Source organism: Ferrovibrio sp. GW821-FHT12E11, assembly GCF_058806975.1.
In genome coordinates, this window is sequence record NZ_JBXAQG010000001.1 from 1,477,409 (window position 1) to 1,491,199 (window position 13,791).

At 60.9% G+C, this 13,791-nt stretch carries 17 protein-coding genes; 4 read left to right on the forward strand and 13 right to left on the reverse strand.

Features of this window, described 5'->3' with window-relative positions; all coding sequences use genetic code 11:
* Position 1 precedes the first annotated feature (1 nt).
* The 12 genes from AC1ROT_RS07260 to AC1ROT_RS07315 form a co-directional block, all read right to left on the reverse strand.
* Positions 2-1,303, reverse strand: a complete 1,302-nt coding sequence (locus AC1ROT_RS07260) for an ABC transporter ATP-binding protein (protein ID WP_492998068.1) — start codon at positions 1,301-1,303, stop codon at positions 2-4.
* Positions 1,296-2,099, reverse strand: coding sequence for an ABC transporter permease (locus tag AC1ROT_RS07265; protein WP_492998070.1), 804 nt, complete (start codon positions 2,097-2,099; stop codon positions 1,296-1,298). The genes AC1ROT_RS07260 and AC1ROT_RS07265 overlap by 8 nt, the downstream gene beginning before the upstream one ends.
* A 49-nt stretch (positions 2,100-2,148) precedes the next feature.
* On the reverse strand, positions 2,149-2,910 hold the full coding sequence (locus AC1ROT_RS07270) for a class I SAM-dependent methyltransferase (protein WP_492998071.1): 762 nt from the start codon (positions 2,908-2,910) through the stop codon (positions 2,149-2,151).
* An 18-nt stretch (positions 2,911-2,928) separates the two neighbouring features.
* Complete coding sequence (locus AC1ROT_RS07275; RefSeq protein ID WP_492998072.1) at positions 2,929-3,582, reverse strand: SGNH/GDSL hydrolase family protein; 654 nt, start codon at positions 3,580-3,582, stop codon at positions 2,929-2,931.
* A gap of 689 nt (positions 3,583-4,271) precedes the next feature.
* Complete coding sequence (locus tag AC1ROT_RS07280) at positions 4,272-4,856, reverse strand: amino acid synthesis family protein (protein ID WP_492998074.1); 585 nt, start codon at positions 4,854-4,856, stop codon at positions 4,272-4,274.
* Positions 4,853-5,650, reverse strand: coding sequence for an alpha/beta fold hydrolase (locus AC1ROT_RS07285; protein WP_492998076.1), 798 nt, complete (start codon positions 5,648-5,650; stop codon positions 4,853-4,855). Before AC1ROT_RS07285 ends, AC1ROT_RS07280 begins: the two co-directional genes overlap by 4 nt.
* On the reverse strand, positions 5,650-6,432 hold the full coding sequence (locus AC1ROT_RS07290) for an amino acid ABC transporter ATP-binding protein (protein ID WP_492998078.1): 783 nt from the start codon (positions 6,430-6,432) through the stop codon (positions 5,650-5,652). The genes AC1ROT_RS07285 and AC1ROT_RS07290 overlap by 1 nt, the downstream gene beginning before the upstream one ends.
* Before the next feature lie 13 nt (positions 6,433-6,445).
* Complete coding sequence (locus AC1ROT_RS07295) at positions 6,446-7,093, reverse strand: amino acid ABC transporter permease (protein WP_492998080.1); 648 nt, start codon at positions 7,091-7,093, stop codon at positions 6,446-6,448.
* A gap of 7 nt (positions 7,094-7,100) precedes the next feature.
* Positions 7,101-7,781, reverse strand: coding sequence for an amino acid ABC transporter permease (locus tag AC1ROT_RS07300; RefSeq protein WP_492972026.1), 681 nt, complete (start codon positions 7,779-7,781; stop codon positions 7,101-7,103).
* A 69-nt stretch (positions 7,782-7,850) separates the two neighbouring features.
* Positions 7,851-8,624: a transporter substrate-binding domain-containing protein gene (locus AC1ROT_RS07305; RefSeq protein ID WP_492998082.1), complete on the reverse strand. Its 774-nt coding sequence runs from the start codon at positions 8,622-8,624 to the stop codon at positions 7,851-7,853.
* A gap of 104 nt (positions 8,625-8,728) precedes the next feature.
* A complete protein-coding gene (locus tag AC1ROT_RS07310) occupies positions 8,729-9,886 on the reverse strand; it encodes an FAD-dependent oxidoreductase (RefSeq protein ID WP_492998084.1) in 1,158 nt (385 codons plus the stop codon).
* Entirely contained in the window at positions 9,886-10,326 is a 441-nt protein-coding gene (locus AC1ROT_RS07315) for a carboxymuconolactone decarboxylase family protein (RefSeq protein WP_492998086.1), read from the reverse strand. Before AC1ROT_RS07315 ends, AC1ROT_RS07310 begins: the two co-directional genes overlap by 1 nt.
* A 151-nt stretch (positions 10,327-10,477) precedes the next feature.
* Here AC1ROT_RS07315 and AC1ROT_RS07320 point away from each other — a divergent pair, with 151 nt between their 5' ends.
* Together AC1ROT_RS07320 and AC1ROT_RS07325 are read left to right on the forward strand one after the other, a co-directional pair.
* The gene (locus tag AC1ROT_RS07320; RefSeq protein WP_492998088.1) at positions 10,478-11,158 is read left to right on the forward strand and encodes a GntR family transcriptional regulator; all 681 of its coding nucleotides are present in this window, start codon (positions 10,478-10,480) and stop codon (positions 11,156-11,158) included.
* A 12-nt stretch (positions 11,159-11,170) separates the two neighbouring features.
* Positions 11,171-11,839 carry a dienelactone hydrolase family protein gene (locus AC1ROT_RS07325; protein ID WP_492998090.1) on the forward strand — a complete coding sequence of 223 codons (669 nt, stop codon included), beginning with the start codon at positions 11,171-11,173 and terminating at the stop codon, positions 11,837-11,839.
* Positions 11,840-12,204: 365 nt separating this feature from the next.
* Here AC1ROT_RS07325 and AC1ROT_RS07330 read toward each other — a convergent pair whose 3' ends face one another.
* Positions 12,205-12,627 carry a response regulator transcription factor gene (locus tag AC1ROT_RS07330; protein ID WP_492998091.1) on the reverse strand — a complete coding sequence of 141 codons (423 nt, stop codon included), beginning with the start codon at positions 12,625-12,627 and terminating at the stop codon, positions 12,205-12,207.
* Between AC1ROT_RS07330 and AC1ROT_RS07335 the strand changes: the two genes are divergently transcribed.
* The gene (locus AC1ROT_RS07335; RefSeq protein WP_492998092.1) at positions 12,626-12,826 is read left to right on the forward strand and encodes a hypothetical protein; all 201 of its coding nucleotides are present in this window, start codon (positions 12,626-12,628) and stop codon (positions 12,824-12,826) included. The two genes, AC1ROT_RS07330 and AC1ROT_RS07335, sit on opposite strands and share 2 nt — an antisense overlap.
* Positions 12,827-12,960: 134 nt before the next feature.
* A partial coding sequence (locus AC1ROT_RS07340; RefSeq protein ID WP_492998094.1) for a HAMP domain-containing protein occupies positions 12,961-13,791 on the forward strand: 831 nt, incomplete at its 3' end.

Here is a 13,791-nt window from a genome sequence, read left to right on the forward strand (position 1 = left end):
GCTAAGCCTCACTGAGAATCGACCACGACGCAGGCTGCCTGAATATGACCGGTGTCTGATCGCCTGCTGACAGCACCTCCAGTTCTACACCCTTGGATATGACGTCGTATCGGCATTCATGTCCGCCGCTGGTCGTCGAATAGTTCAACTGATCATAGACCGAAAAGGTGAGGAGATATGTTCCGCCTCCCAGCAGCAGTTCCGGCAGCACGAGTCTAATTGTGCGCCGTCCTCCCACCTGCCCCTCGAATCTGTCCGGTTCACATTCTATCCGCGCCACGCGGCGACCTTTTTCTGTCCACGCGGTAATCATGTAGCGACAGCCGAAGACGGCCGCCTTTTCCACTTCGAGTTCGAAAGTGATTTCGAGCGACGCGCCCATGTTGAACCGGGTTTGCGGCTTTCCATCGGACAACAGGTCGATACGGCGGATTTTCACACCGGTCTGGCCGGGCCAGCGATGCACCCGGCGGCCATCGTCGAGCACGCTCTCTTGATAGTCCGCATCATCCGCTGCATTGCCGCTATGAGCGGCATGCTCCATGGCGGCCTCGTAGGCCGTCATGACATCGGCAGCCGGGCCATCCATCTTGACCGCGCCATCCTTCAGCCAGATCGCCCGTTCACAGAATTGCAGGATATGCGTGAGGGAATGCGAAACCAGCATGAGCGTGCAGCCGCTGTCAGCCAGTTTGCGCAAACGATGCGCGGATTTGATGGAGAAATACGCATCTCCCGCCCCCAGAATCTCGTCGATCACCAGGATATCCGGCTGCACCGCCGTCGACACCGCGAACTGGAGCCGGGCGGCCATACCAGCCGAATAGGTGGAGAATGGCTGCGTGAGGAAGTCGCCAAGCTCGGCAAACTCCACCACATCTTCCAGCGCCCGCTGCAGGTCGGCCGCCGCGAGGCCGTTATAGGCCAGAGCGGCGCGGGCATTCTCCAGGCCCGTGGCCTCCTGATGGAATCCCAGCCCGGCATGCATCAGCGCCTGCACATGGCCATTGATCTGAATGCGCCCGCTGGTGGGTGAAAAATTCCCCGTGGCGCGGCCGGTTATCAGGTTGAGCAACGTGGTCTTGCCGGCGCCATTCTGCCCGACGATGCCGACGCGCTCGCCACGGTGGATTTCCAGATCGACACCACGCAGAGCTTCGTAGACCGGGATCGACCCGCCACGACGCCAGCGCAGCAGAGAACCGAGACCCAGGCGCTCCAGCGCCATCTCGCCGGGCCCGGAATAAAGCTTGTAGTCCTTGCGGACATCCGTGCATTGAATGGCCAGACGGCGGTCAGGCATATTCGAAAAAGACCTGTTTGACACGCTCGAACAGTCCGAAGGCCAAAACATAGCAAAGCACGCTGCCGACAGACCCGATGACCATGACAGGCACCGACGGAAGCTGGCCGAAGACAATCAGGTCCTGATAGGCGGTGACGTAATAGTACAGCGGATTGACATACATCACCCATTCGATCGCCGCCGGAACCATGGCACGGTCATAGCCGATCGGCGTGACGATCAGCAGGGCGAAGGTCACATACTGCAAGACATGCTGAATGTCGCGCAGCACCAGGGTAACCAGCGAGAGGATCAGGACCAGGCCGCAGGTGAACATCACCTGGAAGATCACCACCAGCGGCACCAGTGCCAAAGTCCATCTCGCGGTGCCGACAAAGATCAACGCGACAATCGTGCAGAGCAGTCCGGTCGCGATGGGAAAGGACTGGACCAGCGTCGTGCGAATTGCCACCAGCTCTGGCGGATATGCCGTATTGAGCAGAACCTGCCGGTTGCGGATCAGCGCGGTCGACCCTGCTGTCAGGCTCGCCGCGAAGGCCATGAAGGATACCAGACCGGACAGAACGTAGAGGATGTACTGTCCGATCGACATGGATGGTGGCCGCACCTGAAAAATCGCCCCGTAAACGATGGCATAGAGGGCGAGCAGGAACAGCGGCCCGAGAAAGACCCAGGCGATGCCCAGAACGGAGCCGGCGTACAGGGAACGGAGTTCAGTCAACGTCGTGCCGCCGAGCAGATGCCGACTCTGATAGATTTTCCGGAACGGCCGGACGAACAGGTCTGACATCATTTTCGGACGCGCGCCCGCCGAACCACTTGGCTGCCTGGCGCCTGCGGCGTCACCGCTTGACCAGGACCAGTCCCTGGATCCGGCCATAAGGCTGGAAATCGACTGTGTTCAGCTTGGTCGCAAGCGCAAGGATACGATCATGGAAATCCGATGTCTGCGCATTCTGATGCCCGACCGCTGCCGGATAAGCCACACGGGTCAGCACGTCAAACATGCCGCTATGGAACGTCGCCTCTACCGCGAACAACGCTTCGATCGCCGGCATCAACTCGGCCTTGCGGCTGTAATAGTTGATCGCCGCCGGTTCCAGCGCCGGCAGACCGGCACCGCTACGCAGCGTATTCAGGGCCTCGAAGCCATCCTGATAGCCTTCCGCCAGGATCAGACGCCCACCGGGCCGTAGTGCCGCGGCCATGTTACGCACGGCCTGTTGCTGCTCGGCAAGGTTCCGCAGGTTGATCAGGACACGTACGCACAGGATGGCGTCATACGGTCCGGCGAATTGCCCGGGCTGAAGGATGTTGTCATGGAAAAAACGATTGTTGGTCTCGCCATACAGCCGTTTGGCACGCTCGATCATGTTTCCGGCATAATCGAAGGCATCGACATGACGGACCAAGCGCCGCAGACGGTCGGTGATATAGCCGTTGCCGCAACCGACCTCAAGCAACCGGTCTTCGGGCCGCAAATGCGGCAGGATATAATGCAGCTCAACCTCGCGCTGGGCCGTATCGCCAATATTAACCTTTGCGTCGTCGCGCTCCTGGACAGCGCGGTCATCCCAATGCAGGTCGGTATTTGATTTCGTCATCGTTCCATCTTTCGCAGATCAGTTGATTACGGCGCGGATCGCATCGCGCAAATGGGGATACATCAATTCGGCATACAGCTCATGGCCCGCCGGACTGAGATGCAGGTGGTCGGGATAGGGCAGAAGCATGGCTTCCAGTTCCGGGCGCGCGAGATGCGAAAACCCTGCCTCGATGTCACAAAGCGTCACGTCGGTCCCACGCGCAACGTCGCGCACGATATCGTTGTAGCGCTTGCGCCGATCCTCGAGCGAATCGCCCGAGAGCAGGATTTTCTCGCGCAGGGTTGGATGATTGGTGGAAAGAATGATGTGTTTCGCGTCGAACCGCCGTGCACGGTCGATCATCTCGACAAGATTGGCCCGATAGGCATCGGGCGACACCCGCGGCAAACCGCGATCGCTGACCCAGCAGTTGCAGTCGTTCAGACCGAACTGCAGCGTCATCACCTCGGGCGTGAAGCCCTGCACCGACATGCTGTAGCGCTCCAGCCCCTGGCGGGTGGTCTCGCCAGAAATCCCCCTGTTGACCAGCAGGAGATTGACCGGTGTTTCCAGGTACTCCCTCGTCAGCCGGGCCGACAGGATGTCCGTCCACCGCAGAGCAGGGTCCACATACTGTCCTTCGGTGATCGAGTCCCCCATATAAACCACAGTTAGCGCCACGGCCCTCATACCCTACATCCCCCAGACTCTGCACTCGCACGCGGATCGTACATGGCTGCCTCCCGACATTAGGTCGTATACGCCCCAGGGCGCGCAGACCGTTCGGGGAGCATGGGTTGGATGCCTGTATGGCGGGAGGTCGCGGCAGCGTTCGCATCTCATCCGCGCAGCAGATGATGGACCAAGTTGTCCGATGGGTATGCAGCCGCAGCCAACGTTACCACAGCCGGGGTGAAAACCACCGCCAAGCGCATCTAAACCATGCTGGCAGGACTGCCATGCAATGGGGTGCAGCTATAACAAAATTGAGGGGAAAATCACAGTCTTCGTTCACGCCCTGAACGAAAAAAGATGCCAGGATTCCGCCGGCAGGTTTCTGCATTTGGCTACAGGGGATTCTGCCTCCCCGTTCTTCAGATTGGGGCCCGAACCCGGCCCGCTCGATGCACTCCACTGTGCTATTTATTATTGAAATACAATGCCTTATCGGAAAGAGTCTCGCCCAGTGCCAACACTCTGTCTTTGGCAAGCTGCCTGAAGCCAGCATCCCTTCATGCGGTAAGCCCCGGCAGGACGCCCCACGGTCACGTCAGGAATTTCCGACCTGACCACGAAATCATCCGGATGGTCCGAGGGCTCGATCTCGTAGAGCGTTCGCCGCTCCACAAGACCGAGGTGGTTTCGACAGCTTCGCCCGGTCAGACCAGAGCGTCGCTGCCCAGCTCCTTGCGATCCTGCTCGCGATCGCCGATGCGGGCATGCGGCCGCCCGCCGGTCGAGCCGCCAAGGGCGACGACAATCTCATCGGCATTAGGCGCATCCGGAATGAACATCTCCAGCGTGATGAAATGCGAGCGAGTGCCAATCTCGTGCAGATGCTTCATCGGGATCTGGATCGAGCATCCGGCTGGCCCGCGCTTGTTGGCGAATGACAAAAAGCTCAGGGCATTCGCAGCCTTGCGATATTCGTTGCCGAAACGCAGGTTGTGGATGATAGCCGCGGCATGCTCGATCTCACCCGACAGGCCGACCACGGCCGCCTTGCCATAGGCTTCCAGCGGCTCACCGTCGGTTTCACGCAGCACTTCCTCGGACAACACACGGCCGATATGAGCACAGCCATCGAGCTGATGCGGACGCAGATCGTCCACAAAGCTGCCGAACCAGGGGTTTTCGATCACGGCGGCGGCACCGACCAGGGTGATCGGCTTCGGCAGGTCACGACCACCCTCGACATGGAGGCGTTCCTTGTAAATAGCGATCTTCTTGATCCGGAAGGTCATGACGTCAATCCATGTTTGCTGAGGAAGGTTTTCAGATGCGCCGCCACCTGGCCGGGAGCCTCGACCAGAATCGAATGGCGCAGACCCGGCAGAATCTGCAGCTCCGAGCCGGCGATCCGTTCGTGCATCAGGCGGGACATGCGCGGATTCGAGCCAAGATCCTGCTCGCCGGTCATTACCAGGGTCGGCAGCGTGATGGTGTGCAGTTCGTCGGCCAGGTCGGATTCCGCCAGCACGCGATAGGCCGCGGCATAGGCGCGCGGATCGTTCTGCGCATTGCGCGTAGCATAGGCGTCGATCAGCGCCGGATTGGCGCGGACGAATTCATCAGTGAACCAGCGGATAACCGACTCCCGAAAATGCGCCCCGGGAATGCCCTGCTCGACCAGGGCCAACCGCTCCATGACGCGCCGGCGCTCGTCTTCCGTGCGGCCGGTCACGGTGCTGATCAGGGAAAGGCTGAGCAGGCGTTCCGGGTGGCGCAGCGCAATCGCCTGGGCGATCAGGCCGCCCAGCGAAAAGCCGGCCAGATGGAAACGGCCAATACCCAGCCGGTCCACGACACCGAGGGCATCATTGACGAAATCGCCCAGACTGTAAGGGCCTTCCGGCTTGTCGCTTTCACCATGGCCTCGCTGGTCAAAACGGACGAACCGCCAGCCCGGCAGTGCCACCACCACACCGTCCCAGGCATCCAGATGACTGCCGACGCCGTGCAGCAGCAGGACAGGCTCGCCCTGCCCCTCGACACGGCAGCGAAAATCGAGACCGCCAATCGTCAACCGCCGATCCATCAGGGCAGCCGGAACTGGTTATGGCCGTGCAGGAACTGGATGGTCTTCTCGCGCTGCGGCTTGCCCAGCACCTCGGCTGGCGGGCCCTGCTCGTAGATTTCACCCTGGTTGAGGAAAATCACCCGGTCCGCGACATGATAGGCAAAGCCCAGCTCATGGGTGACGATCACCATGGTCATACCGTCGTCGCGCAGTGAGCGCATTACGCGCAGCACTTCGCCCACTAACTCAGGATCGAGCGCCGAAGTGACTTCATCGAACAGCATGGCATCCGGGTCCATCGCCAGGGCGCGCGCGATGGCGACACGCTGCTGCTGGCCGCCGGACAGGCGCGCCGGATATTCCTTTGCCTTCTCGGCGAGGCCAACCTTGGCCAGCAGGGTCTGGGCGCGTTCAGCGGCCTGCGCCTTGTCGCGCTTCAGTACCGTGACCTGACCTTCCATGACGTTCTGCAGAACGGTCATATGAGGGAACAGGTTGAACTGCTGGAAGACCATACCGACTGATGTACGCACCTTCTGCAGGTCCGCATCCCGATAAGTTAGCATCTCCTGACCATCCTTGCTCGCCGGCGTACCAATCAGCCCGCCATTCAGGTAGATCCGTCCGCCGGTAGGCATTTCCAGAAAGTTGATGCAGCGGAGCATGGTGCTCTTGCCCGAACCGCTGGCACCCAGAATGACAACGGTCTCGCCCTTCTGCACGGTCAGGTCGATATTCTTCAGGACCTGAAGGTCGCCGAACGACTTGGACAGGCCTTCGATGCGGATCGCTTCGCTCATACGGGTATCTCTTTCACTCGCTGCGTTTGAGCTTCAGCTCGATAAAATACAACATGCGCACCATCGGGTAGATCAACGCGAAATAGATCAGCGCCGCGACGGTGAACATCTGCACCGGATTGAAATAGGCGCTAGAAATCCACTTGGCCGTATGGATCAGGTCTGGATAGGCGATCACGGAAGCCAGCGACGTCAACTTGAACAACTCGATCCAGCGATTGGTGATGGCGGGGATCATGCGCTTGATTGCTTGCGGTAGGATGATGCGCTGCATCTGTCCGCGATAGCTCATGCCCAGCGCTTTCGCGGCATCCCATTGGCCGCGTGAGATCGACTGGATGCCGGCGCGGAAGACTTCGGCGAAAAAGGCGCTGGAATTGAGAGTCAGCGCCAGGGTTGCCGCCGTATAGGCATCCACGTCGAAGGGCGCGATCGTCGGGAAGGCAAAGAAGAACCACATAATCAGGACGAGAACCGGCGTATTGCGGAAGACCTCGACATAGATGCGCGTGGGGATGGCCCAGTACCATTTCTGGGAATAGCGCCCCATGCCGATAACGAGGCCGACCGGCAGGCTGGCACAAAGGCAGACTAGTGCGATGCGCACCGTGCCCCAGAGGCCTTCGGCGAATACAGGTGCGTAGCGGAGAAGGTCGTTCATAGCCGCCTCAGTGCACTGTCGATTCGCCGCTGCGCGCCAGGCGGCGCTCCAGCATGCGGGTGAGCTGACTGCCGATGGTCACCACCACGAGGAAGATCAGAGCAACCGTGGTAAAGACTTCCAGCGGCCGGTAGCTGCGGTGCGAAATCTCGTTGGCCTGGAACAGCAGATCGGGATAGGAGATCGCCGCTGCGATGGTCGAGGTCTTGAGCAGCTCGATGGCGCGTTCCAGGAAAACCGGGATCATGCGCTTGACCGCCTGGGGCAGGATCACCCGTCCCATGATCTGCACGTAATTCATGCCGAGCGCGCGGGCGCCTTCCCATTGACCGCGCTCGATCGAGGCGATGCCGCCGCGAAAGATTTCAGCCACGAAGGCGCTGGACAGGATGGTCAGACAGATCAGTGCGGCGCCGAAGGGATCGAGCCGCACGCCGATGATGCGCGGCAGGGCAAAAAAGAACCAGAAGAGCTGTACCAACGACGGCGTGCAGCGGAAGAAATCGATAATAAAGCCGAAACCGATGGAGACGACGCGGATGCGAGAGAGACGCGCGAGCGCCAGGGCGACGCCGATCGGCAGGCCGAAAATATAAGCCAGCGCAGTCAGCTGCAGCGTATTGGCCAACCCGACCCACAACAGATCCTGGTACCGAACGACCGAAGAGAAATCCCAGACGAAGTTCATTGCATCTGTCTCAAGACTAGCAGGTATTGCGGCCAGGCGCCGCCGATTGAGCGGCGCCTGGCGACAAGCTTACTTCCACTGTTCGCGCAGGATCGGCGGGCTGATTTTCGGATCCACGCCACGGCTCTTGAGGAATTCCTCATACCACTCCTGCGGCTTGCCCAAGTTGTAGTAGTAGAGGTTCGCCGTGGCCAACCAGTCACGGAACGTCTTGTCCGGTTCGCGACGCAGACCGATGTCGGAGAACTGGTTCTGGATCGGCTTGGGCATCACCACCTTGGCATCGCCAGCTTTCTCGGCCAGCAGGATCAGGGTGGGGAAATACATCGCCGCCGCATTGATGTTGCCGTTCTGGTAGGCCGCGATCACTTCGGCATAGCTACCGAAACGTAGGATCTTGGCCTTGGGCAGGCGCTCACTGACAAAGCCGTCTTGGCTGGAGCCCTGGTTGACGCCGATGGAGATCTTCGAGTCGTTCAGCTCTTCCCAGCTCTCGATCTTCGAAGCCTTGGGCAGCAGCACTGACAGTGCCGAATAGGAGATCGGCTGGTTGGTGTATTCGATGGTGACGGCGCGCTCGGGCGTCACGCTCAGGTTCGGCATGATGTCGATCTTGTTCGATTGCAGCGCTGCAACCGCGGTGCCCCAGGTCACCTCGACGAATTCAGGCTTGACGTTGAGCGCCTTGGCGACGCTGTGGCCATAGGAAACAGCCATGCCGGCCCATTCCTTGGTCAGCGGGTCCTTGAAGGCATAGGGCTCGGCCTGGGCGACGCCGATGCGCAGCGTGCCGCGCTCACGCACGGTGGTCCAGGTCGATTTCTCCTGTGCGGCCGCCGCCACGCCAGTAAATGTAATCGCGACCGCACATACGGCCGATAACAAGGATGCAAGCCTGCTCATGATCTGTCCCCTTCAGTGATGGCAATATTTATGTCGATGATACCTTACCCGGCCAGTCGCGCATTCGGATCGAGCGACGTCAGCGAGAGGCCGCGATCAGCCACCCGCATGCGCTCGGTCAAGGATGGAAAATTGTTGAACGCCCAGAAGATCGCCGGACGCAGGAACTCCAACTGCGTCGGCCAGCCGCGCGTGAACCAGTCATAGCGGCAGGACCATTTCTGCGTCTGGTCACTGATGAAGCGTACGCTGTGTTCCCAATGAGGCAGCGCCCTGCGCGGATCTGCCTCTTCGCTCAGCGCGATGGTCAGCGCCTTGGCATTCATGATGGCGAGGCCCGCGCCCTGCCCCAGCGTGGGCGGCAGGCCATGGGCGGCATCGCCGATGATGGCGACGAGGCCGCTGGACCAGCGCGGGCAGTCGACCAGCACATAGCGGTATTGCGTCACCGGTGCCGCCGCGATGACCGGCAGTTGGTCGCGCAGCAGTGGAAAGGCGCGCCCCCAGTCATTCAAGTCGATCGGCAGTACCTTGGCGGCACGGTTGCGGTTCGGGAAGGCCGTGAAGACATAGGTGTGGTCCGGGCCCGATGGCGACACGCCGATACGCCGGTTGCCCGACCAGTACTGAATCGATTCCGGCCGCGCTGCGATGATGCGGTTGGGAATGAAGTGGCGATTAACCGCCGTATCCAGCTCCCGGTGTCGCGCTCCGAGATTCAGGCCATCGCGAATTTTCGAGTTGAAGCCGTCAGCGGCAACGATCAGGTCGGCACGCAGGCGTTTGCCATCGCTCAGGACCAGTTCGCCGTCCGACGTGGCGGCGACGGCCTCGGAATTCAGCACAACCTCGACGCCGGCTTCACGCGCGCCATAGGCCAGCACATCCACCAGTGCTTGGCGCGGTGTGACATAGAGGCGCTGCGTCTTCGGCACCGGCACGTTCTGGCGCACCGTGCCATCCCGGTCGATCGACAGGCTGCGTTCCAGTCGCGTGCCCTGCACGGCCAGGCGGTCGAACAGGTTATACTCGTCCAGCACATTCAGGCTGTTGTTGCGCAGATAGATGCCGGCGCCCGATTCACGGATTTCGGACGAGCGCTCATGTACGCGCACGCTCCAGCCTGCGCGCGCCAGCATCATGCCGGCGGCCAAGCCGGCGATGCCGCCGCCGGCGATCTCGACATGCCGCTGCACGGCCATCACGCCTTCGGCGCGGCGGGAACCGCGCCCATTTCCTGCAGCACCTGGTTGGCGACCTTGAACGCATCCAGGCCGGCCGGAATGCCGCAATAGACCGTGGCGTGTAGGAGGATTTCCTTGATCTCTTCCACCGTCACGCCATTGGCGATCGCCCCTCTGACATGCAGTCTGATCTCGGCCGGACGGTTCAGCGCCGTCAGCATGGCCAGGTTCAGCATGCTGCGGGTCTTCCGCTCCAGCCCGTCGCGCCCCCAAGTGTAGCCCCAGCACCATTTCGTGGTGATCTCCTGGAAGGCCATCATGAAGTCGTTGGCCGCAGCCATCGATCCGTCCACGTATTCAGCCCCAAGAACTTCTCGGCGTAGTTGTAAACCCTGCTCGAAGAGGGGATCACGCGGGGCATCCGGGGGGGATTTCGACATGGCGCTCTTGTCTTTCATATGACTGTAATCTTGACATACTGTCATACAATCTTTATTCCTGAGTCAACCAATTTGTCATGGCAAAGACTTCTCGCCCAATCTATCAACGCCACCGCCGACAAAACTCAATCGAAGAGTGAAGCGCTCCGTGGATACATCCCTCAAAGTAGTGACCTCCCCCAGCATCCGTGAAATGACCTCGGCGCGGCTGCGGGAAGCCATCGCCGCCGGACGGTTTGCCCCGGGCGAACGCCTGATCGAGCGTCAGCTCTGCGACTTGATGGGCGTGTCCCGCACATCGATCCGTGAGGCGCTGCGCGAACTCGAATCCGAAGGCCTCGTCACCGTGGTGCCCAACCGGGGGCCGATCATTTCCGTGGTCAGCATCGAGCAGGCTGAATCGATCTACCAGGTGCGTGCCGTGCTGGAGGGACTGGCGGTGCGGCTCTTTGCCGCCAACGCCACCGATGCGCAGCTACGCGCGCTGGAGGCCTCGGTAGAGGTCCTGGCCAAGGTCTATGAGAATTTCGACGCCAATGCCTTCCTGGTCGCGAAGGCGGATTTCTACCGCATCCTGCTCGAAGGCGCCGGCAACGAGATCGCCGGCCAGATGCTGCGCAATATCCATATCCGCGTGTCGCAGTTGCGCGCCACTTCACTGTCGCTGCCGCAGCGGGCGAAGGATTCCATCGTGGAAATCCGCAACCTGCTCACGGCCCTGAAGGCGCGCGATCCGGATGCCGCATGGAAGATCTGCAAGGAGCATATCGAGAATGCCGCGACTTCGGCGCTCACGGTGCTGCGCGCAAAGCACAAGTCCGATACCCCACTCAAAGTCCTGCAAGGTTAAGGAGACCCGCGTATGACCGATTTCGTTTCCCTGAAGACTGCCGACAACGCTACAATTCCCGCCTATATCGCGAAGCCGGCCGGAACGCCGCGGGGCGCCGTCGTGGTCTGCCAGGAGATTTTCGGGGTCAACCACCACATCCGTAATATTACCGACAGCTACGCCGCCGAAGGCTATCTCGCCATTGCGCCGGCCCTGTTCGACCGCGTCGAGAAGAATGTCGAACTGGCCTATGACCAAGCCGGCATGACCGCCGGCATCGCCCTGATGAAGCAGTCAAGCATCGATACGGCGCTGCTCGATATCGGCGCCGCCGCCACGCATGTCAAAAGCGCCGGCAAGGTCGCCATCATCGGCTTCTGCTGGGGCGGCACGCTGGCCTGGGCTGCGGCCTGCCGCACTGATCTGTTCTCGGCGTCCGTTGCCTATTATGGCGGTGGCGTCGGCAACATGCTCGACGAGAAGCCGCGCTGCCCCGTGCTCGCGCATTTCGGCAATCAGGATCAGTCGATCCCGATGGAAACCGTCGAGAAGTTCAAGGCCGCTCATCCGGGCGTGCCGGTGCATGTCTACGAGGCCGGCCACGGCTTCAACTGTGACGAACGCGGCTCCTATAACGCCGCTGCTGCGGATTTGGCGCGCAGCCGCACGCTGGCCTTCCTGAAAGACAAGATCGGCTGATACGCGCCGTATCATTGATCGCAACAAAGCCCGCCAGGCTCTCGCCGGCGGGTTTTTTTGCATCTTGAGACAGGAGACGTTAAGGCCGGTCAGATGTGCCTAGCCGGACCGGCCGCTGTCCCGCGCGGCTCAACAGCCGAGCCCCATTCCACCGCGGTAACCCGACCGGCCGAGCCGGAATTTCTCATGTGAATCACATACATAAAATAATTCCCAATTTCCTGGGAACCCTTACGGCCAAGTCTCGTTCCTAGTTCCGCGGATTTTTGGGGGAAGGCTTGGATGGCATATCCGGCCAGAGACAGGCGGGCTAAAGAAAAGCGCGGGACTGGCATGGCCGGCCAGGCAGCCACGCGTCGCTGCCATCATGCCGGACGGATGACCGCTTCCTCGGCATCCGCGGTCAGCGGCGGACCCGGCATTGCCCCCACAGCTTCGATCGCCGCAATCAACTCTTCCGTAAAATACGGCTTGGCGATCACATGCACGCCCGGATCACTGCCGAAAATTTTGCGCAGTTCAACATCGCCATATCCGGTTGCCAGCACCACGCCCAGCCCGGGCGACAGAGCACGAAATTGCGCAACCAGGCTGTCGCCTTTCATATCGGGCAGGCCGATATCGATGACCGCACAGAAAACCTCCGTGTACCGATCACGGAAGATTTCCAAGGCGCGCTTTCCGGTACTCGCCTCGTCGACCACGTATCCCGCCTCTTCCAGGCCTGGCACCAAGGCCATGCGGAGGAGCATTTCATCATCGATGAAAAGAATGCGTTTAAGAGCCATGGCGCGTACCTCGGTTATGCGCATTCGCAGTGAGCTCGCGCTCCGACAGGACAATCTGCCGATTATTGACCGCTATCAATCGAATTCTCCTCCACCGGCCGCATACTGTGTGCACAAAAACGCCAACCATGACCGCCTGGGTTTCTTTGTCATGACGCACAAGCGCCGCGCTTATATCCGCGACGATCACCAGGATTGAAAGTTGCATGGCCCCTCGAATGAGAAATCTTTCTTGCTTAGCCGCGACAGCGTCTGTGACTGTATGCAACGCCTTCGACGCTTGTGTTTCCTGTGTTCGGGATTCCACCGCCCGATCCCACCTGGATGACTGACATGTCGCAAACAGCAACCCTGCCCAACCCGCAAGCGCGCAACCTTCTGGCAGCCCTGCGCGCCTTTCGCCGCGGAGATTTCTCCGTGCGCCTGGCCGAGGATCTGACCGGGATCGACGGCGAGATTGCCGCGGCCTTCAACGACGTCGTCCAGATGAATGCCATGATGGCAAGCGAGTTTGAACGGCTGGGCACCGCAGTCGGCAAGGACGGAAAGATCAGTCAGCGTGGCGATCTGCCGGGCGCCACCGGTGGCTGGCATTCCTGCGTCTCCTCAGTCAATTCGATGATCGGCGACCTGGTACAGCCCACTGTCGAAGTCTCGCGCGTGATCGGTGGCGTGGCGCGCGGCGATCTGTCGCAAACCATGCAGCTGGAAATCGATGGCCGCCCGCTTCGCGGCGAATTCCTGCGCATTGGCAAAACTGTGAATACGATGGTGGGGCAGCTCAGCTCCTTCGCCTCGGAAGTGACCCGTGTGGCGCGCGAGGTCGGCACCGAGGGCAAGCTCGGCGGCCAGGCCCGCGTGCGTGGCGTCGCCGGCACCTGGAAGGATCTCACCGACAACGTCAACTTGATGGCCGCCAACCTGACCGGCCAGGTGCGTAACATCGCCGAGGTCACCACCGCGGTGGCGAAGGGCGATCTGTCCAAAAAGATCACCGTGGACGTGAAGGGCGAAATCCTTCAGCTCAAGAACACCATCAACACCATGGTGGACCAGCTCGGCTCGTTTGCCTCGGAAGTGACCCGCGTGGCCCGCGAAGTCGGCACCGAGGGCAAGCTCGGTGGCCAGGCCCGCGTGGAGGGCGTCGCCGGCACCTGGAAGGAC